General features: G+C 68.7%; 18 protein-coding genes. 9 read left to right on the top strand and 9 right to left on the bottom strand.

Annotated features, from left to right (window positions below; all coding sequences use genetic code 11):
• Window positions 1-20 precede the first annotated feature (20 nt).
• From FB473_RS11605 to FB473_RS11615, 3 genes are all read right to left on the bottom strand, one after another.
• Window positions 21-1,232 (bottom strand): aminotransferase class V-fold PLP-dependent enzyme, encoded by a 1,212-nt coding sequence (locus FB473_RS11605; RefSeq protein ID WP_208390534.1) that lies wholly within the window; start codon window positions 1,230-1,232, stop codon window positions 21-23.
• A gap of 130 nt (window positions 1,233-1,362) precedes the next feature.
• A complete protein-coding gene (locus FB473_RS11610) occupies window positions 1,363-2,763 on the bottom strand; it encodes a glycosyltransferase (protein ID WP_208390535.1) in 1,401 nt (466 codons plus the stop codon).
• A 5-nt stretch (window positions 2,764-2,768) separates the two neighbouring features.
• Entirely contained in the window at window positions 2,769-3,857 is a 1,089-nt protein-coding gene (locus FB473_RS11615; RefSeq protein ID WP_243863548.1) for a phosphodiester glycosidase family protein, read from the bottom strand.
• A 174-nt stretch (window positions 3,858-4,031) separates the two neighbouring features.
• Between FB473_RS11615 and FB473_RS11620 the strand changes: the two genes are divergently transcribed.
• From FB473_RS11620 to FB473_RS11635, 4 genes are read left to right on the top strand one after another with little or no spacing between them, the layout of a single operon-like run.
• Window positions 4,032-4,556, top strand: a complete 525-nt coding sequence (locus FB473_RS11620; RefSeq protein WP_167167789.1) for an ECF transporter S component — start codon at window positions 4,032-4,034, stop codon at window positions 4,554-4,556.
• A 6-nt stretch (window positions 4,557-4,562) separates the two neighbouring features.
• A complete protein-coding gene (locus FB473_RS11625; protein WP_167167792.1) occupies window positions 4,563-6,410 on the top strand; it encodes an ABC transporter ATP-binding protein in 1,848 nt (615 codons plus the stop codon).
• A complete protein-coding gene (locus tag FB473_RS11630) occupies window positions 6,407-7,168 on the top strand; it encodes an energy-coupling factor transporter transmembrane component T family protein (RefSeq protein WP_167167795.1) in 762 nt (253 codons plus the stop codon). The genes FB473_RS11625 and FB473_RS11630 overlap by 4 nt, the downstream gene beginning before the upstream one ends.
• A 45-nt stretch (window positions 7,169-7,213) precedes the next feature.
• Window positions 7,214-7,978 carry an AIR synthase related protein gene (locus FB473_RS11635; RefSeq protein ID WP_243863550.1) on the top strand — a complete coding sequence of 255 codons (765 nt, stop codon included), beginning with the start codon at window positions 7,214-7,216 and terminating at the stop codon, window positions 7,976-7,978.
• Between the two features lie 220 nt (window positions 7,979-8,198).
• Here the strand turns inward: FB473_RS11635 and FB473_RS11640 are convergent, their stop codons facing one another.
• From FB473_RS11640 to tkt, 3 genes are all read right to left on the bottom strand, one after another.
• Entirely contained in the window at window positions 8,199-9,530 is a 1,332-nt protein-coding gene (locus FB473_RS11640; protein WP_243863552.1) for an MFS transporter, read from the bottom strand.
• Window positions 9,527-10,003 (bottom strand): MarR family transcriptional regulator, encoded by a 477-nt coding sequence (locus FB473_RS11645; RefSeq protein ID WP_208390536.1) that lies wholly within the window; start codon window positions 10,001-10,003, stop codon window positions 9,527-9,529. The genes FB473_RS11640 and FB473_RS11645 overlap by 4 nt, the downstream gene beginning before the upstream one ends.
• Window positions 10,004-10,254: 251 nt before the next feature.
• Window positions 10,255-12,327, bottom strand: coding sequence for a transketolase (gene tkt, locus FB473_RS11650; RefSeq protein WP_167167801.1), 2,073 nt, complete (start codon window positions 12,325-12,327; stop codon window positions 10,255-10,257).
• A 174-nt stretch (window positions 12,328-12,501) separates the two neighbouring features.
• On the opposite strand from tkt, the gene FB473_RS11655 reads away from it, so the two are divergent.
• The 3 genes from FB473_RS11655 (at window position 12,502) to FB473_RS11665 (ending at window position 16,057) form a co-directional block, all read left to right on the top strand.
• The gene (locus tag FB473_RS11655) at window positions 12,502-13,047 is read left to right on the top strand and encodes a phosphoribosyltransferase (RefSeq protein ID WP_167167804.1); all 546 of its coding nucleotides are present in this window, start codon (window positions 12,502-12,504) and stop codon (window positions 13,045-13,047) included.
• 89 nt (window positions 13,048-13,136) lie between these two features.
• Entirely contained in the window at window positions 13,137-14,426 is a 1,290-nt protein-coding gene (locus tag FB473_RS11660; RefSeq protein WP_341770107.1) for a citrate synthase, read from the top strand.
• A 407-nt stretch (window positions 14,427-14,833) separates the two neighbouring features.
• Complete coding sequence (locus FB473_RS11665) at window positions 14,834-16,057, top strand: amidohydrolase (protein WP_208390537.1); 1,224 nt, start codon at window positions 14,834-14,836, stop codon at window positions 16,055-16,057.
• A gap of 3 nt (window positions 16,058-16,060) precedes the next feature.
• Here FB473_RS11665 and FB473_RS18290 read toward each other — a convergent pair whose 3' ends face one another.
• Window positions 16,061-17,281, bottom strand: a complete 1,221-nt coding sequence (locus FB473_RS18290) for a phosphatase domain-containing protein (RefSeq protein WP_167167814.1) — start codon at window positions 17,279-17,281, stop codon at window positions 16,061-16,063.
• Entirely contained in the window at window positions 17,278-18,255 is a 978-nt protein-coding gene (locus FB473_RS11675; RefSeq protein ID WP_167167817.1) for a diacylglycerol kinase family protein, read from the bottom strand. Before FB473_RS11675 ends, FB473_RS18290 begins: the two co-directional genes overlap by 4 nt.
• A 166-nt stretch (window positions 18,256-18,421) precedes the next feature.
• On the opposite strand from FB473_RS11675, the gene FB473_RS11680 reads away from it, so the two are divergent.
• On the top strand, window positions 18,422-19,399 hold the full coding sequence (locus tag FB473_RS11680) for an SPFH domain-containing protein (RefSeq protein WP_167167820.1): 978 nt from the start codon (window positions 18,422-18,424) through the stop codon (window positions 19,397-19,399).
• Window positions 19,400-19,404: 5 nt separating this feature from the next.
• Window positions 19,405-19,629, top strand: coding sequence for a type II toxin-antitoxin system antitoxin (locus tag FB473_RS11685; RefSeq protein ID WP_167167823.1), 225 nt, complete (start codon window positions 19,405-19,407; stop codon window positions 19,627-19,629).
• Between the two features lie 392 nt (window positions 19,630-20,021).
• On the opposite strand, the gene FB473_RS11690 is transcribed toward FB473_RS11685, so the two are convergent.
• Window positions 20,022-22,850, bottom strand: a complete 2,829-nt coding sequence (locus tag FB473_RS11690) for a sulfide/dihydroorotate dehydrogenase-like FAD/NAD-binding protein (RefSeq protein WP_167167826.1) — start codon at window positions 22,848-22,850, stop codon at window positions 20,022-20,024.
• Window positions 22,851-22,855: the final 5 nt, after the last annotated feature.

The following is a 22,855-nucleotide window of genomic DNA, read 5'->3' on the forward strand; positions in this document are numbered from 1 at the left end:
TGCCGGACTTGACCGCCCGGCTAGCGGTGTTCCTCCCGCGCCCAGCGCACCAGCAGCGGCACGTATCGTCCGGCGAACTCCTCCAGATCGCCTGCGGTGTTGTAGGCGTGCACCGAGATCCGCAGGTATCCGCGTCCGCCGAAGCTGGTGAAGGCGGCCTCGGCATCGGTCTCGGCGACGAAACGGTCGCGCAGCGCATCGGCCGAGTCGTGGTCGGTGGCCATTCCGCTGGGCAGCCGGATGAGCCGGATCGCGTTGACCGGCTGTCCCACGTCGACCCGGTGATCTTCGCCGGTCGCCTCCGCGAAAGCGTCCGCGATGATCCTTTCGCCGTAGTCAGCCAGATGCCGCTGATACTCGAGGAGCACACCCCATCCCCAGGTCTGCTCGAGGAGTTCCCAGCTGTGGGCCGCCGTGAGGTACGAGGTCAGATCGAGGGTCCCCTGCCAGTCGAAACGCTCCGGGAACGGCAGCGGCGTCCCCCAGCTGTCGACCACCGGATACAGTCCGTCGCGCCGGTCGTCCCTCGCGACGATGACAGCTGTGCCGCGCGGCGCGCAGGCGAACTTGTGGAGGTTGCCGACCCAGTAGTCCCACGGCCCGTCGGCGACCCAGTCGTTGTACAGGCCCGGCACGTGGGCGCCGTCCACCAGCGTGAGCACGCCCCGCTCGGCGGCGCGAACGGCGATCTCCCGTACCGGGAACGACCGCGCCGTGGACGAGGTGATGTGGTCGACGACGAGCAGCCGCGCCGCAGGGGTGAGCGCGTCGACGACGGCATCGGCCGCGGCACCGGCGTCCGCGTCCAGGCCGACGTGTGCGGTCACCAGGCGCCCGCCCCATCGCTGGGCGAGCCGCTGCGCACCGTAGGTCACCGCCCCGTACCCGTGGTCGGTGACGACGACGTCACCACCCGGGCACTCGGGCAGGCTGCGGAACACCGCGCTCGCCCCGGCCGTCGCATTGGGGACGAAGGCCAGCGCACGCCGGTCGACGCCGAGCAGGTCGGCGACATGCTCCCGGGCCGCACCGATTCGCTGCGGCAGGGTGGCGAACCACGCCACCGGGTCGGCGTCCATCGAAGCCCGCAGGCGATTCTGATGTTCCTGCACCTCTCGGGGCACAGCCCCGAACGACCCGTGATTGAGATGGACGACCCCCTCCGAGAGCGTCCACATGTCCCGTGCGAGCCGACCGTCCAGCAGACGGAGTGGTGCCGGAATGTCTTCCACGAATGCCTCCTAGTGGACGCCGCCGTCCCGATGGGCCCGCCGCGATTCGAGCGGCGCCCCACCATCGGCAGGGCCATGCGGCGAGCCTGCCGCCCGAGTGTATCGGCCCGGACGCCGGCATCCCGCGTCCTCACCCTCGCGCGAACACGAACCGCCGCTGCACCACGTACGAGGTCACCCACAACGTCGCGTCGGTGAGCACCTTGGCCGCCAGCAGTGGCACGCCGACGCCGGTGAGCACCCACAGCCCCACATACCCGGCCGCCAGCAGCGGCACGGCCAGTGCCGCATACCGCAGGGCCTGACGCACGATCGGCGGCGAGAAGCCTGTTCCGTGGGCTGAGTCGTTCGAAGGGGCGCCGCGAGTCGCAACGGTCCCTTCGACAGGCTCAGGGACCACATCGACAGACCCAGGGACCACTTCGACAGGCTCAGGGACCACATCGACAGACCCAAGGACCACTTCGACAGGCTCAGGGACCACATCGACAGACCCAGGGACCACATCGGCAGACCCAAGGACGGCATCGGCAGGCTCAGAGACCGAATCGACAGATTCAGGGACCACATTGCCGACAGACCCACGGGTCTCCCCCTCCCGATGCGCTCCGAACACCACACGGCGGTTGACGAGGAAGTTCACCGCGGAGCTCACGATGCGCGCACCGATGACCGCCACCAGCAGGCTTCCCGACACGGCTTCGAGGACGAGCACTCCCAGCGTGTCCACGCCGAACGCCACCAGTCCCGAAGCTGCGAACAGCACCAGGGGCACCATCACCCGCAGCGAGTCGGCCACCGGCCGGAAGTGGGACGATGCGTTGTCGTCCAGGTAGACGGTGGCGATGCCCACCTCGACGACCGGGCGTCCCATGCGTATGGCTTCCAGCAGGACGCGCAGTTCGTAGGCGAACCGTTCGCCGGGCACCCCCACCACCCACGGCAGCATGGCGGCCGGGTAGCCGCGCAAGCCAGTCTGGGTGTCACCGATCCATGTGCCGGTGGCCAGCGCCATCAGGGCCGTGGTCATCCGGTTGCCGAACCGGGAGCGCAGCGGCACGTCGCCCACGAACCGCCTGCTGCCCAGCACGATGGCCTGAGGCTCGCCGGCCTCGGCCCGCCCGGCCAGCGTCCGGGCCACCCTGGCGATGTCGTCGGGGCGGTGCTGGCCGTCACTGTCGGCACAGACGACGTCGCTGCCCGGCGCGTGGGTCAGGATCCACCGTGTCCCGGTGCGCAGGGCCGCCGCCTTGCCCCGGTTGACCTGATGGGTCAGCACCGTCGCCCCGAGCCGCGCCACCGCGTCGAACACCAGCACATATGCCGGCCCCGAGCCGTCGTCCACGACGACGATCCCTGCGAAAAGGCCCTCGTCCGGCACATCGCGGAGCGCGGCGACGAGCTCGACGAGCCGGTCGTCCGGTTCGTAGGCCGGGATGAGGACCCATGCGCTCGCCCCGACCGGCCGATCGTCCTGCCGGACGCGCGCCTGCGCGGGAATCTCCCCTGCTCGGGCAGGTCGGGTGTGCATGCCGCTCACCCCTCGTCCGCGACGATGTAGAGGATGTCGGAGGTGCCGCGCTCCTGCCCCTTGCCGAGCGGATCGTTGACCAGCCCGTCCTCGTAGACCATGGTCGAGGAGCCACCGCCGTCGAGGTTGTATGCCTCGGTCGCGCCCAGGCTCTGCATGATCTCGGCCAGTTCGGTGACCGAGACGCCGGCGCTGTCGTCCGAACGGCCGTCGACCACGACGAACACGAAGTGGTTGGCCTCGATCATCCCGATCGCCGTGCGCGGCTGGTCACCCTGGATGGAGTGGTTGCCGATGTTGGTGTCGACCTCCACCTGGTCGATCCCGTCGACGATCTCGCCGTCGTCCACGAGCGCGGGCCCGAACGACAACGTCTGCCACACGCCGTCGGCGAGAAGCTGCTCGCCGCTCGTGGCGGTCTCGTCGTAGACGGCCATCGTCCCGTCGCTGTAGATCGCCAGGCCCTCGCGAGCCCCCTCGTCGCGGTAGAGGACGCCGTTGCGGATGACGATGCCGGTGTCGCGGAAGCCGTAGTAGTCGCCGTTGATCGCCAGCAGGGCGTTGTTGTCGGCTGCGATGGACGACGTGTTGGCGACGATGTTCTGCCCGAAGGCATTGTCGGCGAAGGCCGCACGCAGCTGCGTCACGTCGGAGACCACGATGTCGGCCACGTAATAGGTCGCGGCCTGGTCCCCCTCACCGTAGGTGTGCGTGGTGATCGTCACCTGCGGAGATGCCGACGCGTCGTCCTCGCTCGTGCCCGACGTGCCCGTGTCGTCCGCCTCGTCCGCGCTGTCGTCGTCCGACGCGCTGCTCTCGGCCCCCGCACGCTCGGCCTCGTAGGCGGTCACGTCGGTGATCTCCACATGCTGGACGACGAAGCGGTTGAGGGCCCATGCCGCGCCACCCCCGAGCAGGAGCAGCACAGCCAGAACGGTCGCGACCACGACGCGCCTCCACCGGGGTCGCGATCGCGTCGCGGTGGCCGTCGCCTGGGTGGCCGACTCCGGCTGGTCTGCCGGGGTGACGGACGAGGAAGTATCGGGGTTCATGGTCGCCATGGAATGCGTCCAGCCCGTGAGCATCCGAGGCATGCTCTGTGAGTCTCCTGTGGAGGCGCCTGCTCAACCGGCCCGACGACACCCGGTCCGCGGCGTCGGGGACGCGTCCCCAAGGGGTGCAGCCGCGACCTCACGAAGGCGGCCCGCTATCGTCACCCTTCGGAGACGGATCGCCGAAGTCCCCACCCATCGCTCGAAGGAGCAGACATGTCACTGTCCGACCGCCGACCCGACCGCGCGACTGGTTCGCCCGTGTCAGCACGCAAACTGGCCATCATGGCGATCTTCATCGCCGTGAGCGCGGTCGGCTCGCTGATCAAGATCCCCAGCCCGCTGGGCACCGTCGCACTCGACTCGGCGCCCGGCTTCTTCACCGCTGTCGCCTTCGGGGGCTGGCCCGGCTTCGTCGTCGCGGCGATCGGGCATCTGCTCACCTCCGCGCTCGTCGGCTTCCCGCTGACCCTCCCGGTGCACATCGCGATCGCCGCCGGGATGGGCGTCTGCGCACTGGTGTTCTCCTGGTTCGGCCGCAAAGGCCTGGCCTGGATGATCGCCGGCGTGGTCGTCACCACCGTCCTCAACAGCTTCGCGCTGGGCCTGATCGTCCTGCCCATCGGGGGCTGGGCCATGTACGCCGCATCCGTGCCGTCGCTGCTGGTGGGCGCAGTGGTGAACATCGTGATCGCCGCGGTCGCCTACTACGCGGTACGCAACACCAGGCTGGTGAACTGACCACCCATGCGCGGTTCGCTGGAGGTCGTCGGCCTGACCTATCGGTATCCGAAGGCCGAGGACGATGCGCTCCGGGGCGTGGACGCCGACTTCCCGGCGGGCACCTTCACCGTGGTGATGGGCCCGACGGGCGCGGGAAAGTCCACGCTGCTCATGGCCCTCAACGGCGTCATACCGCAGCTCAAGGAGGGCACTGTCCACGGTGATGTCCTGCTGGACGACGCCAACCTGGCCGACTACCGCGTCTCGACCATCACCGAGCACGTCGGGCTGGTGCTCCAGGACCCCGACGCGCAGGTGCTCGGACGCACGGTCGCCGACGACGTGGCCTTCGGCCCTCGCAACTACCTGGTGCCACGCGCGGAGATCCGGCGGCGCGTCACCGACGCCCTGGCCGAGGTGGGGCTGACCGGCTTCGAGGACAGGAAGACCGCCCTGCTCTCCGGCGGGCAGAGACAGCGCCTGGCCATCGCGGGAATCCTGGCGATCGGCCCTCAGGTGCTGTGCCTGGACGAGCCCGCGTCCGAGCTCGATCCGCAGGGACGCGCGGAGATCTACGCGGCCCTCGATCGAATTCGCCGCGACGGGCGGACCACCGTCATCGTCGCCGAGCACGAGGCCACCGACGTGGTCGGCCGGGCCGACCAGCTGATCGTCCTGCACGAGGGACGCGTCGCCTGGCAGGGACGACCGGAGGAGTTCTTCCGCGACCCCCGGCTGACCAGGGAGCATCTGGTCAAGCCGCTGCCCGTCGCCGTGGTCGGGGCCGCACTGGCCGACGCCGGGCTCATCGGCCCGCACGAGGTGCCGCTGACCGTGGACGACGCCGCCGCGATCGTCGAGAAGCTGCGGGGCGACCATCCCATTCCCGCTCCCACGGCTCCCGCCTCCGGCACTCCCCCGCCGGGCGCTGCCGCCGCCGAGCCCGCGATCAAGTTGCGCGACGTCGTCCATGCCTACCCGGACGGCCACCGGGCGCTGTCGGGGGTGAGCCTGTCGATCGGACGCGGTGAGTACGTCGCCCTGATCGGGCGCAACGGCGCCGGCAAGACGACCCTGGCCAAGCACCTGAACCGCCTCCTCGACCCGACCTCGGGCGTCGTGCTCATCGACGGCGCCGATGCCGCGCGACTGCAGCCCTGGGAACTCGCCCGCCGCGTCGGATACGTCTTCCAGAACCCTGATCACCAGATCTTCAACCGCACGGTGGCCTCGGAGATCGGCTACGGGCTGAGGGCGACCGGCCTGACCGCCGCCGAGATCGACCACCGGGTGGACGAGGTGCTCGGCCTCACCGGGCTGGCGGGTGTCCGCGACGACCACCCGCTCTCGCTCGGCAAGGGAGAACGCCAGCGGGTCGCCGTGGCCTCGATCCTCGCCTTGCGCCCGCCCGTCCTCGTGGTGGACGAGCCGACCACCGGGCAGGACTGGGCGGGCGTCCGCACGATGATGGGCCTCATCGACCGGCTCAACGCACGAGGGACCACGATCCTCATGATCACCCACGACATGGACGTCGTCGCCCACCACGCCCGCCGGGTGATCGTGATGGACGACGGGCGCGTCCGTGCCGACGGGCCCACCGCGGAGGTCCTCGCCCGGCCCGGCATGCTGGCCGAGGCGGGTATCACCACCACCCAGACCGCGGAGCTGTGCCTGCGACTGTGGCCCGGCACACCACCCTTGCTGGACGAGGCCGATCTCGGCCGTCATCTCGTCACCGCACTGACCGGCGGAGACGAGACGGCCGGGGACGTGCCAGACGGGAACGAGACGGGACGAAGCTCGGCCGGACGAGGCGAAATGCGCGGCGACAAGGCAGAACAGCGTGCACCGGGAAGCAACCCGGCATGAGGTTGGAGCGCCTGGACGTCCGGGTCAAGATCGCGTCGTTCGTCGCGGTCATGGTGGCGCTGTTCGCGATCACTCATCCCCTGGGCAACGGTCTGCTCCTGCTGGGAATGCTGCTTGCCCTTGCCGCTGCGGGAACGCCGCTGCGCGGCCTGTGGGCACCGCTTCAGCCACTCCTGCCCCTGCTCCTGTTGATCGTCGCGGTCACCATGGTGACCAGCCCACGCGCCGAGTACTCGCGGCTGCTCTTCGCCGTGGGTGGCGTGCACGCCACTGTCGGCGGGCTGCTGGTGGGCCTGAACCTCGCGATGCGGATCCTCGTGATGGTGGTCGCCACCTATGCGTTCACGATCAGCACGCCCGTCGACGACCTGCTGGCGGCCATGGCGCAGGTGCACGCACCGCCGTGGCTGTCGATCCTGGTGAGCACGGCCATCTCCTTCATCCCCACGATGACCCGCGTCCTCGATCGCATCGTCGAGGCCCAGCGGGCACGCGGCGCCCGCGCCGGGGGCAGAGGGCCGGTGGGCCGGGTCGCCGCCCTCGTCCCGATCATGGTGCCGCTGATCACGAGCTCGATCCTTCTGGCCGACAACCTCGCCGTCGCCATGACCAACCGCGGCTACGGGGCGCGGAAGTCGATGACCCAGCTGCGCGATCTGAGCTTCCGGCGCTCCGACCTCGTCGTGCTGGCAGTCGTCCTGGTGCTCCTGGTAGCGACCCTCTGGCTACGCTACGTGCGTGGGTACGGGGTCCTGTGACGACGCGCAGCACGACCAGGGTGGGGGCCGCTGATGACGGACGCGATGATATCGCCGTTTGACAAGCCGGTTCGCCGGTTTCGTGATCTGCTGGTGCTGGACGACGGCATCGTCGTGGCCACCGACTCCATCGGCGGGATCGGGCCCAAACCCGCCGACACGGTGGCCAGCGACCCTGTCACCGTCGCCCACTTCGCCCTGCGTGTCCCGCTCCTGGAGATCATCTGCGTGGGCGCCCAGCCGATCGCGGTGATCGACGACCTGTGCGTGGAGCTGCACCCGACCGGCGAACCCATGATGGCGGAGATCAGGAGACTGGCCGCCGAGGCCGGGGTCCCCTCCGACGCCGTGACAGGCAGCACCGAGGAGAACGTCGCCACCAACGCGACCGGCATCGGCGTCACCGTGCTCGGGCGCCTGCCCGAGGGCAGTCGCGTCGAGGCACAGTCACAGCCCGGCGACGTGGTGCTCTGCGCCGGCCTGCCGGTCTCGGCGCCCCGCGACCGCATTGTCGTCGGTCACCCCGCCCAGGTACCGGTCGCTTCGGTCCGCGCCGCGATCGCTTCCGGGCTCGTCCACGACGCCGTGCCGGTGGGATCGAAGGGCCTGGCCTGGGAGGTGCCCCAGCTCGCCGACCCGGCCGGGCTTCGTCCCGTATGGGTGGACGACACCCCGGTCTCGCGCACCGACTCGGGCGGGCCCTCCAGCTGTGTGCTCCTCAGCTGCGCCCCGGCCTCCGTCGACCGGTTGCGCACGATCATCGGCGCGGCGGTTCCCCTGCACCGGGTCGCGCGCCTGGTAGCGCGCTGAGCGTCCCTTCGACAAGCTCAGGGACCGATTATTGAGCCTGTCAACCGGTCGTTGAGCCTGTCGAAACGACCCGCGCCCGAACGACGCGTCCTCAGCTCGGCGGTTCCCCTGCACCGGGTAGCGCGCTGAGCGTCCCTTCGACAAGCTCAGGGACCGATTATTGAGCCTGTCAACCGGTCGTTGAGCCTGTCGAAACGACCTGCGCCCGAACGACGCGTCCTCAGCGCTGCAGTTCGGCGGTCTCCGGGTCTCCCGACGGCGTCCAAGTGTGGATGCGCGGCGGCCATCCCCGCTCGACCCGTAGCCGGACACCACGGTGGAAGCGGAAGAACGCCATCACCGCCAGGCACGTCAGGCCGATGAGGATGCACCCGATGAGGATCGACCACCGGGGGCCCGCGACGTCGCCGACCCAGCCGACGATGGGTGCGCCCAGCGGCGTCCCACCCATGTTGATGGCCGCGTAGACCGCCATCACACGGCCGCGCATCGAGGGCTCGGTCGTCATCTGGATCGTCGAGTTCGCGCTGGTCATCACGGTGAGCATGCACAGGCCGGTCGGCACGAGCCAGAACGCGTACATGACGTAGCTGGGCGCCAGAGCGAGCAGCGCGGAGAACACGGTGAACCCGATCAGGCCGATGAGCAGGGTCGTGACGCGCGGATTCCGGCGCCGGGCGGCGATGATCGCGGCCCCGAAGGTGCCGATGGCCATGATCGTCCCCAGGGCACCGTACTCGGAGGCCCCTCGTCCGAAGACCATGGTCGCCATCGTCGCGTTGTAGATCTGGAAGTTCATGCCGAAGGTGCCGAGCATGAACACCATCACGAGGATGATGACGATGTCGGGCCGGTGCGCGATGTACACCAGTCCCTCGCGAGCCGACCCTCGTCCCGTGCGTGGGGGTGCGGGATGCAGGCGCCGAGGATCCATGACGAGCAATGCGACGAGCATCGCGACGAAGCTGAGGGTGTTCACGAGCATGCCCGGCGCCACACCGAAACCGGCGATGATCAGGCCGGCCGCACCCGGGCCGATGAGCCGGGCCGCGTTGAACGACATCGAGTTCAGGCCCACGGCGTTCGGGATCAACTCGTCAGAGACCATCTCGGAGACGAACGACTGCCTCGCCGGCATGTCGAAGCTCGCCACAATGCCCTGCATGAACGCGAACGCGTAGACATGCCACAGCTCGACCGTGTTGGTGACGACGAGCAGCCACAGCAGCAGGCTGTTGAGCCCCAGCAGGGTCTGGGTGATCAGGAGCACCCTGCGCTTCGGATAGCGATCGGCGATGGCTCCGGCGAAGGGCGCGAGGAACGGGATCGCGAGGAACTGCAGCGCCGACACGTAACCGAGCGCGGTGGACGAGTGGTCGGTCAACTGCGTGAGCACCAGCCAGTCCTGGCTCGTCCGCTGCATCCACGTGCCGGTGTTGCTCACCAGGGCGCCGGTGAAGTACCACCGATAGTTGGGCTGCGCCAGGGACGCGAAGGTGCGTGACCCGGCGCTCGGACGATCGGGAGTCATGCGCGCGGTCGTCGCGGTCATCGCCGCGGCTCACTGTCGACGAACTCGATCAGCAGGTCGGTGGCGCGGCGCAGCAGAGCACGCTGTTCCTCGTCGAGGGGATCGAGCCGCCTCAGCATCCACGTGTCGCGGGCCTCGATCGTCCTTCGCGCAAGGTCGCGGCCGCTAGGGGTGAGATCCACGAGCACCTGGCGCCCGTCGTCCGGGTGGGGCGTGCGGGCGACGTATCCCTTCTCGGCCAGGCAGTTCACCGTCCGGGTCATGCTCGGCGTGCTCACGCGCTCATGGTCGGCGAGCTGCGTGGGGGTCTGGGCGCCGATCCGGTTCAGGCGCAGGAGCACACCGACCTGATGCGGGGGGACGTCCTTGTTGCTCTCGAACCGCACCCGCCGGGCCAAGCGCTGGCAGGCCATGCGCAGATCGCTGGCCAGCACACTCACCTCGTCCTCGCCGTGGGCTGCTGGTTGTTCTCGTGGAGATTCGATCGACGTCACGTCTAGTTAGCTTAGCTCATTACTCAAGCTAATTAACATAGCTAGCGATGCACGTCGGGCGAATCGTTCCGCTGACGGGAATCGGGATCTCGCTGCACTCGGCATCGGCGTGCCGACCAGACACGCCGGCAGGCCCGCGGACGGCATCCCGATTCCCGTCAGCCGCCGCCTGTTCCGGCATCGCACCCGCCGCTCCCCGGAAACGCGAACGGGGCGGCCCGCGCAAAGCGGACCGCCCCGAAGAACGTGACTCAGGCGTTCAGCGATTCCTTGGCCGCGGCGACCACGGCGTCGGAGGTGATGCCGAACTCGGTGAACAGCAGCGTGCCCTTGCCGGACGCGCCGTAGTGATCCAGGGAGACCGAGCGTCCCTTGTCCCCGACGTACTTGGCCCAGCCGAGCGAGATACCGGCCTCGACGCTCACGCGGGCGCTCACCTCGGGCGGCAGCACCTCGTTGCGGTAGACGTCGTCCTGCTCGTCGAACCACTCCTGGCACGGCATCGAGACGACGCGGGTGGGCACACCCTCGGCCTCGAGCGCAGCCTGCGCGGCCAGGGCGACCTCGACCTCGGAGCCGGTGCCGATGAGGATCACCTTCGGCGCGGAACTGGCCTCCTTGAGCACGTAGGCACCCTTGACGAGGCCCTCGGCCGAGGCGAACTCGCCGCTCGTCCGGTCGACGATGCGGGTGTTCTGCCGGGTGAGAATGAGACCGGCCGGAGCGTCGGTCTGCGTGAGGATCTCGCGCCAGGCCACCGCGACCTCGTTGGCATCCGAGGGCCGGACGATGGCCAGCCCCGGGATCGCGCGGTATGCGGCCAGGTGTTCCACGGGCTGATGCGTCGGGCCGTCCTCGCCGACACCGATCGAGTCGTGCGTCCACACGAAGATGCTCGGGACGTGCGACAGGGAGGCCAGGCGCACCGGCGGGCGCATGTAGTCGGCGAACACGAAGAAAGTGCCGCCGTAGGCACGGGTGAGCCCGCTCAGGTTGATGCCGTTGACGATGCCACCCATCGCGTGCTCGCGGACGCCGAAGTGCAGCGTCCGCCCGTAGGGGCCGCCCGGCCACTCGTCGGTGGTGCGGTCGGCGGGCAGGAAGCTCGGCTCGCCCTTCATGGTCGTGTTGTTCGAGCCGGCCAGGTCGGCCGAGCCGCCCCACAGCTCGGGCAACTGGGGAGCGAGCGCCGTGAGCACCTCGCCGGACGCGGCGCGGGTCGCCTTGGAACCGGCCTCGTAGACGGGCAGGGTCAGATCGTCCGGAAGCTTGCCGGCGAGCACGCGGTCGAGCAGCGTCTTGCCTTCGGGGTTGGCGGACGACCATGCGGCGAACGCCTCGTCCCATGCGGCACGGGCGGCCTTGCCACGCTCTGCCAGCGAACCGCGGGTGTAGGCGACGATGTCGTCCTCGATCGCGAAGGGCTCGTCGGTGAACCCGAGCAGTTCCTTGACGCGGCCGATCTCGTCGGCACCGATCGCCGAGCCGTGGATCTTCTCCTTGCCCTGCAGGGTCGGCAGCGGCCAGCCGATGATCGTGCTCAGGTGGATCAGCGACGGCTTGTCGGTGACCTTCTGGGCCTCCAGGATCGCGTCGTAGACGGCCTGGACGTCCTCGGCGTACTCGGTGCCGCCGTTCGTCCAGTCGACGTGCTGCACGTGCCAGCCGTAGGCCTCGTAGCGCTTCGAGACGTCCTCGCCGAACGCGATCTTCGTGTCGCCCTCGATGGTGATGCGGTTGTCGTCGTAGATGACGATGAGGTTGCCGAGCTCCTGGGTGCCGGCCAGCGACGACGCCTCAGACTGGACGCCCTCCTGCATGCAGCCGTCACCGGCGACGGCGTAGACGAAGTGATCGAAAGGGGACGCACCGTACGGCCCGGCCGCCTCGGGGTCGTACAGCCCGCGCTCACGCCGGGCGGCCATCGCCATGCCGACCGCGTTGCTGATGCCGGCGCCGAGCGGGCCGGTGGTGCACTCGATGAACTTCGTGTGGCCGTACTCCGGGTGGCCCGGGGTGAGCGACCCGTAGGTGCGCAGCGAGGCGATGTCGGACAGTTCGAGCCCGAGACCGCCCAGGAACAACTGCGAGTACTGCAGGATCGACGCATGACCCGCCGACAGGACGAAGCGGTCGCGACCGATCCACTTGTCGTCCGCCGGATCGGTGTTCATGACCTTCTGATAGAGCAGATACGCGATGGGCGCCAGCGAGATCGCGGTGCCAGGGTGGCCGTTCCCGACTTTCTGCACCGCGTCCGCGGCGAGGATGCGAGCCGTGTCGACGGCACGCTTGTCTTGATCGGTCCAGGTCAGTTCACTCACGGTTCGTCCTTTGCGTGCAATGGCACCTCTACCTCGAGTTGTGCCGACGTCTGTATCGCACCCAATCCTAGTACCGGGCCGTCGGCCGCCAGCCAGTGCGCATCCGCCCTGCGGACCCTTCCACGCGCCGCACCGTGCATAGCATTCGGGGAGGTCATCGGTACTATTTCCCGCATGACGGCCTATCACGCGGATTCCAGCAACCTTGCCGACAAGGAGATCCTCACCTGGGACGGTTTCGCACGAGCCTCGCGCGAACTCGCCGAGTCGGTCGCGCGCTCGGGGTTCGAGGCCGAGATCCTCATCGGGGTCGCCCGCGGCGGCCTGATCCCTGCCGGAGCGCTCACCTACGCGCTGGGCATCAAGCTCACCGACGCCATCAACGTCGAGTTCTACACCGACGTGTCCCAGACGCTGCCCGACCCCATTCTGCTGGCCCCGATGCTCGACACCGAGTCGATCCAGGGCCGCCGCCTTCTCGTGGTGGACGACGTGGCCGACTCGGGACGCACACTGGCGCTCGTCCTCAAACTCCTGCGCGGCTTCGGAGCCCAGGTCCGCAGCGCCGTCCTCTACGCCAAGCCGACCACCGTCGTCGAGCCCGATTTCGTGTGGCGCCGCACCGACAAGTGGATCGTCTTCCCCTGGTCGGCCGAGCCCCCGGTCTCCGGCCGCCCCGCGCTGGACGACCAGGGATTTGCGCCGCAAGAGCACAGTTGATGTGACAACCACCCCGCGGCCGACGGGCCGGTTAGGGTGAGAGCACGCAACGTTGCATGCGGGAAGGGGTTTCGATTGTGACCGACATCGTGACTGACACAGTGACCTTGAAAGGCAGCGAACTCGCGCTCGACCTACCTCTGGTGGCCGCGACCGACGGCCCGTCCGGCGTCGACATCTCGCGCCTGCTGGGCAGGACCGGGAACGTCACCTACGATCCCGGATTCGCCAACACGGCATCGACGAAGTCCGCGATCACGTTCATCGACGGCGACGCGGGGATCCTGCGGTTCCGGGGGTATCCCATCGAGCAATTGGCGAAGCAGTCCACGTTCCTCGAGACCGCCTACTTGGTGATCTACGGGGAACTGCCCTCTGCCCAGCAGCTGAGCGAATGGGAGGACCGCATCCGGCGCAAGACGATGCTGGACGAGCGGATGCGCGAGTTCTTCCGCATGTTCCCGCGCCGTTCCCACCCGATGCCGGTGCTGGCGTCCGGCCTGATGATGCTGTCGACGTTCAGCTTCGACTCGTTGAACGACACCCCCGAGGGCATCGAGAAGGCCACCGAGCGGCTCCTGGCCAAGGTGCCCACGCTCGCCGCCTACGGCTACAAGAACTCCCGTGGCGAGGCGATGCTCTACCCCGACAACTCGCTGAGCTACATCGAGAACTTCCTGCGGATGAGCTTCGGCTACCCCACCGAGCCCTACGAGTTCAACGACGAGATCACCCGGGCGCTCGACGTCCTGCTCATCCTGCACGCCGACCACGAGCAGAACTGTTCCTCGTCGACCGTGCGCCTCATCGGCTCGTCGGGCGCGAACATCTACGCGTCGATCGCCGGCGGCGTCAACGCACTGTCGGGGCCTCTGCACGGCGGGGCGAACCAGGCGGTGCTGGAGATGCTGGAGGCGATCCGAGCGTCCGGCATCAGCGTCAAGGACTACGTCCAGCAGGTCAAGGACAAGAAGGCCGGCATCAAGCTGATGGGTTTCGGCCACCGCATCTACAAGAACTACGACCCACGCGCGGCGATCATCAAGCAACACGCGGACGCCGTCCTGCGCCTGAAGGAGGGCCGCCGCGACCTGCTCAACCTGGCGACCGAACTGGAGCAGACCGCGCTGGAGGATCCGTACTTCCAGGAGCGCAAGCTCTACCCGAACGTCGACTTCTACTCGGGCCTCATCTACGAGGCGATGGGGTTCCCGAAGGAGATGTTCACCGTGCTGTTCGCGATCGGGCGCCTGCCGGGCTGGATCGCGCAATGGCGCGAGATGCGAGCCGATCCCGGACGCAAGATCGGGCGGCCCCGTCAGGTCTACGTCGGGGAGCCGGAGCGGGCCTACGTGCCGATCGAGGATCGCACCCACTGACCCCACCGAAACGCCCGTTGAGCCCGTCGAAACGACCGTTGAGCCTGTCGAAACGACCCTTCGACAAGCTCAGGGAACCTACACGCCCGTTGAGCCCGTCGAAACGACCGTTGAGCCCGTCGAAACGACCCTTCGACAAGCTCAGGGGGCCTACACGCCCGTTGAGCCTGTCGAAACGACCCTTCGACAAGCTCAGGGGGCCTACACGCTCATTGAGCCATCCGACAAGCTCAGGGACCACCCTTCGACAAGCTCAGGGACCGCCCTTCGACAAGCCCAGAGATTGCCCGCCAAATCTCCCGGCGACACCGCCGACGTCACCCCGAGCCGGGAAGCTCGTGGCCTCGGCTCGATCGACGCGCCTAGCATGGGGCCGAGGAAGCCTCACTGCGGCGAAAGGACTCACCGTGACCCCACCCTCCCGATTCGAACCCACCGGTGACCAGTTCGAGCGTCTGCTCGCCGACTACCGGTACCTGCACGCCCACCCCGAGTTGAGCCTGCACGAGTTCGAGACCGCGGCGTGGTTGGAACGTCGGCTGGAGGCGCTCGGTTTCACGACCCAGCGCATCGCCGAGACAGGCGTCGCGGCCGTGCTCACCAACGGCGACGGCCCGGTCGTGGCGTTCAGGGCTGACACCGACGGCCTGCCCGTGTCGGAGGACACCGGGGTCGAGTGGGCGTCCCGCACGGTCTGGGAGGACGCCGACGGCAACCGGACCCCGGTGATGCACGCCTGCGGCCACGACATCCACATGACCTGCGCGATCGCCGCAGCCGAATGGCTCGCCTCCCACAAGGACGAATGGTCGGGCACTCTGGAGTTGATCCTGCAGCCCGCCGAGGAGATCGTCCAGGGTGCTCGCAACATGCTGAACGCCGGGCTGTGGGACGCGATCCCGCACGCCGAGGCGGTCTACGGGCAGCATGTCTGGCCCATTCCGGCCGGCCAGGTGTGGGTGAACCCCGGCCCGTTCTTCGCAGCGGTCGACACCTACCGCATCGAGGTCTTCGGACGCGGCGGCCACGGCTCGATGCCGGAGACGACGATCGACCCGGTCGTCCTGACCGCGGCCATCACCCTGCGGCTGCAGACCATCGTCAGCCGTGAGGTCGGGCTGCACGAGCGGGCCGTGCTCACCGTGGGCTCCATCCACGCGGGAAGCAAGGAGAACGTGATTCCGTCGTCCGGCGAACTCCTCGTCTCCACCCGCACCTACTCGCCCGACGTGCAGCGGCGCATGGCCGAGGCCATCGCCCGCATCGCACGCGCCGAGGCTGCGGCCAGTGGCGCACCGGAGCCGAACATCGTCCCGATGTACAACGCCTCGTGCGTGGTCAACGACGCGGACGAGACCGCCACCCTGCTCGGGCTCCTCGGGGACGAGCTCGGCGAGGATGCGGTGCTCGTCCCCGAGAACCCGATGACGGCCTCGGAGGACTTCGGCTACCTGGGGGCCGCGATCGGCGCACCCTCGGTGTTCTGGGTGTTCGGCGGCTACCGCGGCATGCATCCGGGCGACGCGGTGCCCACCAACCACTCCCCCCACTTCCTGCCCGACCCCGACAGCTCGATCCGCACGGGAACGTCCGCGGCCCTCACCGCGCTGATGTCGCGCCTGGGACGCTGAGGCTCACCGGTTCGCACGGGCGGCCGACACCAGTTCGAGATCGGCCGACAGCAGGGCGCGCGCCCGGCTCTCCTGCTCACGACTGGTCCACGGCACCCTGTCGAACCCGGCGACGGTCTCGTCCACGACAGCGTCCAGCGCGTTGTCACTGATCAACCCGAGCCGCCGGACGACGACCGCGGCCTGTGCGTACGTGTCGAAGAACTCGACGCCGTCGGCCGCATGCCGGAGGCGTTGCTCCGGCGGGGTGCCCACCACGTCGTGGATGAGCGCGGCGTCGACCGCACCACCCAGCTGCGTCCGCAGCCGTGTGGCCACCCGCACGTCCCCCTGCCCGGAGTCGCCGATGAAGACGATCCGGTACTCGGGGAACAGCTGGTGGTAGTGGGCGATGTTGCGCAACTTGCGATCGGCCATGCCGCCATGGCTCAGCAGGCTGACGAACGAACCGGTCAGGATCGCGCCGTGACCGATGCCCGCCGCGCGCAGCCGTGAACGGGTCAAGTCCTCGATGATCCCCATGACGTCGGTCGGCCGGGCGGTGACGAACGTGAGATCACCGATGGTCCGCCCTGTGCCGGTGGGCCCCTCGTCCAACGCCTTCCACAGGGCCAGGACGCCGGGGTAGAGCGTCCCCTTGGGAAACCGGGTGTCTTTGAGGGTGCAGATCGCGGTGTCGTCGATGTCCGAGAGCACTTTGGCCTCGGTGCCGGCGGCGCCGGCTCGCTCCGCGTCCACCCGGACGGCCTTCGCCTCCACCGCGATGTGGGCGAGGATCTCCTGCCTGAGGACGGCGGAACCGACGTCGCGGAAGACCAACTTCTCCAGGTCGTCGTGGTCGGCCCCGGCGTCGACAAGGTTCTTCAGTGCGGTGAGGTCGCCCCCGTGCAGTTCGGTGATCAGGTCGCGGACCAGCCGCTCCTCGCGAGGCCCGAGGCGCCGCTCCTGGATGGCCCGGATGAGCCCGGCCCGCGCGGGAATGCCGAGCTCACCACGGCGCCCGGACCCCAGCAACTCGAACAGGGCGGCGCGGTTGTCGGGCCCGCCGAAGGGGCGGTCGTTCAGGCTGGACACGAGCGAACGGGCCAGGTCCTGATCGGCGAGCACCTCGTTGAGGTCACCGGGAGATGCGCCCTCCAGCAGGCGCAGGATCATGGCCTCGTCCCCGGCATCGGTGGATGACGAGACCAGCCGGCGAACCAACTGCGCCGTCGTCCCGCTCACGCCGGGCCACTTCGTGGAACACAGACGGCCAAGCCACGATGCTCTACCCGGACTCGCAGCTCCGTGACACCCTGGACGACGTCGCCGTCGAGTTGCACCGGCAGCGGCCAGCTGGGGTGGACGGCGATGCGGCGCCCCTGGGCGTACCTCAACGCCCGCGCCTCACGGTCGTAGTGGACGAGCCCCTTGTCGGCCACGGCCAGCCACTCCCCCATGTGCCGGATCGGTACCTCCAGCACATCGAGGACGCCGTCGTCGGGCCGGGCATGCGGCCAGATCCGGATGCGACCGGGGCCGGCGGGGGTGTTCCCGACGAGCACGGTCCAGGTCAGCACGTCGCGTGGCTCCTCGTCGTCGATCTGGACGCGCATCGGCAGGGCGCGGCGCCTGGCCTCGGCGAGCCCGGAGACGCCGTAGGCCCACCAGCCGAGTCTTCGTTTGTCACTGAGCCCCGTGCAGGCGACGGTTCGCGCGTCGCGGCCGATTCCCGCCATCGTGACGAATGGTTCCTCACCCCACGGGCCATGCGTCGATTCTCCGGACGCCCACCCCACGTCGATGCGGACGACCGATCCGCCGATCACCGCCGCTGCCTGATCGTGGGCACCTCGTCGTGGCAGTCCGAGGTTGTGGGCCAGAAGGTTGCCGGTGCCGCAGGCGATGACCCCCAGGGCGACCTGCGTGCCTGCCAGCGCGCGCACGACCTGGCGGATCGTCCCGTCACCCCCGACGACGACCACGAGGTCGGCGCCCGCGGCGACCGCTCGTCTCGCCTGTCCGTAGCCGGGGTCGGACACCGAGGTCGTCAGGTTGGACAGGACCGGCAATCCGAGCCTGCAACATTCACGGACGACGGCTGTCACGCAGCGACCGGAGTCCCTGGCGATCGGGTTGCCGATGATCGCCACGTTCCTCGGCGGCTTCGGGCGCGGAGCGGACGCCTCTCGCGTCCCGCTGTGTCCCGTCGTGCTCACATCCCCATTCTGCCCACCGCGGGGCTCCGACGCCGGTCTTGACGGCCGTGGCGCGCCTGTTCGCGCCCGGTCGGCCAGGAGTCCGGCGTATCGATCGTCCCTTTCCCGCCCCACACATAAAAGTGATAGCATTTTGATATCTCATCTCCGTGAGGAAGGAACCCCGATGGACCCCTCGACCGACATCGCAGCCGGCACCGGCACCGAGTCCCCCGCCACCGAACCCGCAGGCCACCCCGTCGGCTTCAGCGGCACCCGCGTCAACGTCCGCGAGCACAGCGCCTGGCATACCAGCGGCGCTCTCGGCCTCCTGGCCAGCCTGGTCCTCCTGATCGTCGGGATCCTCCTGATCGTCAGAGCCATCACCACCTCCGAGACCGGCAGCATCGGCGCGCTCATCGTCGGCGGCGTGCTCGTCGTGATCATCGGGTTCGTGCTGATGTCGGGCCTGGTCATCGTCCAGCCCGGCGAGACCAGCGTCGTCCAGTTCTTCGGCAACTACATCGGCACCGTGCGACGCGCCGGGCTGCTGCAGACCGTACCGCTGAGCAGCAGGCGCAAGGTCTCCGTGCGCGTCAACAACTTCGAGACCAACGAGTTGAAGGTCAACGACGCGGAGGGCAACCCCGTCAACATCGCCGCGATCATCGTCTGGCAGGTGGCCGACACCGCCAAGAGCGTGTTCGCGGTGGAGGACTACCAAGCGTTCGTCGCCGTCCAGTCCGAGGCCGCCCTGCGCCACGTCGCCACCAGTCATCCGTACGACAACGCCGCCCCCGGCGAGGAGACCCTGCGCGGATCCACCGAGCTCGTCGCCGACGAGCTGGCGCACGAGGTGGCCGACCGTATCGCGATCGCCGGGCTCGAGGTGGTCGAGGCACGCATCTCGTCCCTGGCCTATGCCCCCGAGATCGCCCAGGCCATGCTGCAGCGTCAGCAGGCCTCGGCGGTCATCGCCGCACGCGAGAAGATCGTCGAGGGCGCGGTGTCGATGGTGCAGAACGCGCTGGAACGGCTGGAGGCCGACGACGTCGTCACCCTGGACGACGAGCGCAAAGCGTCCATGGTCAGCAACCTGCTGGTCGTCCTGTGCTCCGATTCCCGTGCGACCCCCGTCGTCAACACGGGCAGCCTCTACAACTGATCGCCGTGGCCACGCGCAAGCAGATACTCCTCCGGCTCGACCCGGCCGTGCACGATGCCCTCCAGCGATGGGCGGCGGACGACCTGCGATCGGTCAACGCCCAGATCGAGGTGCTGCTGCGGAAGGAGCTCAAGGCAGCGGGCCGGTTCCCCAGCCAGGCCGGCCCGCTGGCGCGCCCCGGGCGTCCCCGCAAGGAGGGCGCCACACAGGAAGCCGACGAGACCCTCTGACCGTAAGGTCTCGGAGCTTGTGGAGGGAGAGGTCGTCGTTTCGACAGGCTCAACGAGCATCCGAACAAACGGTCCTTGAGCCTGTCGAAAGGACCGTTTGCCCTCCTCGTTTCGACAAGCTCAACGAGCGTAACAGTGCCCGCCGAAAGGAACCTCGCTTCGACAAGCTCAACGACCATCCGAGCAAACGCTCCCTGAGCCTGTCGAAGGGAACCTCGTTTCGACAGGCTCAACGAGCGTAACGGTGCCTGTCGAAAGGACCCAACGACCGCTCGACGAGCACAGAGGCCGCAGACGCAAAGCAGTCGGCAACCGCGATGGCTGCCGACTGCTCGTCCGCAGGGCGCTGCCCGAGCCGGGGTGACGGTGACCGACCCGGGCAACTCCATTGGTCAGGCCAAGCCGTGCTTGACCTTGCTCTCCTGTTCCTGGGCCTTGAACAGGTTGAACCTCGGTAGGAACTTGTCCCAGTCGATCGCATGTGAATCCAGCTCGGGACCGTCCACGCACGCATGCTTGCGCACGAGCCTGTCTCCCTCGACGACCGGCACCATGCAGGCCCCGCACATGCCGGTCGCGTCCACCATGATCGAGTTCAGCGAAGCCACGGTCTTCGTGCCGTAGCCCTTCGTCAGATCGGACACCGAGCGCATCATCAACGGCGGCCCGATCGTGGTCACCTCGGCGACCGGACGGCCCTCGCCCCGCTGGTTGGCGTCCAGCAGATCCTTGAGCGGCACCGTGACGAAACCCTTGATGCCGAACGAGCCGTCGTTGCTGGTGTAGATCATCTCCAGCTGATCGCCGAACTCGGCCTGCAGGGCGTCGACCCGCTCACCCTCACCCACCCAGAACAGCAGATCGGCGCTGCGGAACCCGGCTATCAGGGTCACGTGGTTGCCCAGCCGCAGGTTCTCACGCGCGATCGGGTAGACCGGTGGAAGCCCGACGCCGCCGGCGGTGAACACGATCGTCTCGTCGTCGCGCAGCCGGTGCAGCTCACTCGGCTGCCCCAGCGGCCCCGCGATGCCCTCCAGCCGATCGCCGACGGCCATCGCGTTGATCTTCTTCGACGTGGTCCCCATGCCCTGGACGACCAGCACGATCGTGCCGGCCTCGGCATCCCAGTCGGCCAGGGTGAGCGGGATCAGCTCGCCGGTCGGCTCGGCGAGGACGCGGACGAACTGTCCCGCCCTGGCGGCCTTGGCGATCACCGGCGCGTTGACGGTGAGTTCGACGATGCCGGGCCCGAGTTCGCGGCGCGCCACGATCGTGTTCGGCGCACCCGCCATGTCGGTGTACCGCTTGGCGCCGAGCACCATCTCGCGGATCTTGGCCGCAGGCAGCAGGGATGCGTCCCTGATCTCGCGAGCCGCCGCCTGGCCGTCACCGGCGGCCTTGACCGCCGTCGATCCACCGCGCGCCGCGTCGCCACCCGAGTAGACGCCGTCGATCGAGGTCGCCTGGCTGCCCTCGGTGAGCTCCAGCGCACCCGCGGTCGTCACGGTCAGCGCCGGCTCGGAGTCCCGGATGATCGGGTTGGCCGAGTTGCCCAGCGCCATGATCACCAGGTCGACGTCCACGGTCTCGCTGCGCCCGGTCGATGACGGCCGACGACGGCCGGACGCGTCGGGTGCACCCAACTCCATGACGTCCAACACCGCGGCCCGGACGAAGCCGGTCTTGTCGTCCCCGATGAACTCGCTCGGCGAGCGCAGGGTGGCCAGTTCGATGCCCTCCTCGAGCGCGTGGGCCAACTCCTCGACTCGGGCAGGCATCTCCTGACGGGTGCGCCGGTAGACGATCGTCACCTTGCCGCCCAAGCGGCGGGCGGTGCGAGCCGCGTCCATCGCGGTGTTGCCACCGCCGACGATGATGACGCGCCTGCCCCGGCAGATCGGCAACGGCGTCTCGTAGTCGCCGCGATGCCCCTGCATGAGGTTGACGCGGGTGAGGAACTCGTTGGCGCTCATCACATTGAGCAGATGCTCGCCCGGCACGTTCATGAACCGGGGCAGACCCGCACCCGATCCGACGAAGATGTGCGAGAACCCGGCCGCCTTCAGCTCGGCGAGCGTGGCCGTCTTGCCGACGACGAAGTTGGTGACGAACCGGCCACCCAGCGCGCGGATCTTCTCCACGACGTCGTCGATCAGAGAGTTCGGCAGACGGAACTCCGGAATGCCGTAGCGCAGCACGCCCCCGAGGCGGTGGAACGCCTCGAACACCGTCACCGGATGTCCCTCGGCCGCGAGCAGGAAGGCGTTGATCAGGCCGGACGGGCCCGATCCCACGACCGCGACCGGCGGCTTGGTCGCCACCTGCCAGGGGTCGGGGACGCCCGCGTAGCGCGTGGTGTTCCCCTCGGGATCGACGACCCGCTCGCGCTGCGGCAGGAACCACTCGAGTTGGCCGATCTCGATCGGCCTGCCCGAATGCGCGCACACCGACTGGCACTGCAGTTCCTGGGGGCAGACGCGGCCGGTGACGTTGGGCAGCGGGTTGATCGACTCGATCAGATCGAGCGCCTCCCGGAAGTGGCCGGTGCCCAACAGGCGCATCATGTCGGGAATGTGCACCTGAACCGGGCAGCCACCGCGCGGCTCCTTGCGTCCGCTCAGCAACTCGCCGAGCTGACAAGGACGATCAGCGCACTGCTTGTCGCGCAGCGCCTCCAGCCACACCAGGAGATCGACCTCCCGCTGGCTGTAACCGACCGACATGTAGCCGAGGTACCCCTGGTTGACCAGCTCGAAGTCCTCGCTGCGCTCCTCGGGGGTGCGGATGAAGGGCGGGATCGAGGAACCGGCCGGCCAGTTCACCGACAGCCCGCGCAACACCGGGTAACGGTCGGACAGGTGGACGTCCAGCGCCTTGATGAACTTGCGCTTGGCGCCCAACGGCAGGTTCCACACGAACCGCATGAGCACCATGGACGCGTCGTTGCCGGCCAGCAGCTTGTCCCACAGCGCCTGGATGAACTCCTCCGACAGCTCGGGCTGCCGGAACTCGGCGGCGACAGCCCCCATGCCGTCGGAGATGAACATCTCACGGAAGGCTCGGGGGTTGGTCTGCAGCCGGCGCCCGAGCAGATCCATCTGACGCCGGTAGGTCTCCACCGCCTCCGAGCGTGCCAACTCCTCGACCGCGTTCGCGGTCTCGGTCAGCGCCTGCGACGCCGAAAGGTAGCGCGTCAGGTCGTCCTGGGTTCCAGTGCTCATCGTCG

It is taken from the genome of Brooklawnia cerclae, from assembly GCF_011758645.1.
In the GTDB taxonomy this organism is placed as follows: domain Bacteria; phylum Actinomycetota; class Actinomycetes; order Propionibacteriales; family Propionibacteriaceae; genus Brooklawnia; species Brooklawnia cerclae.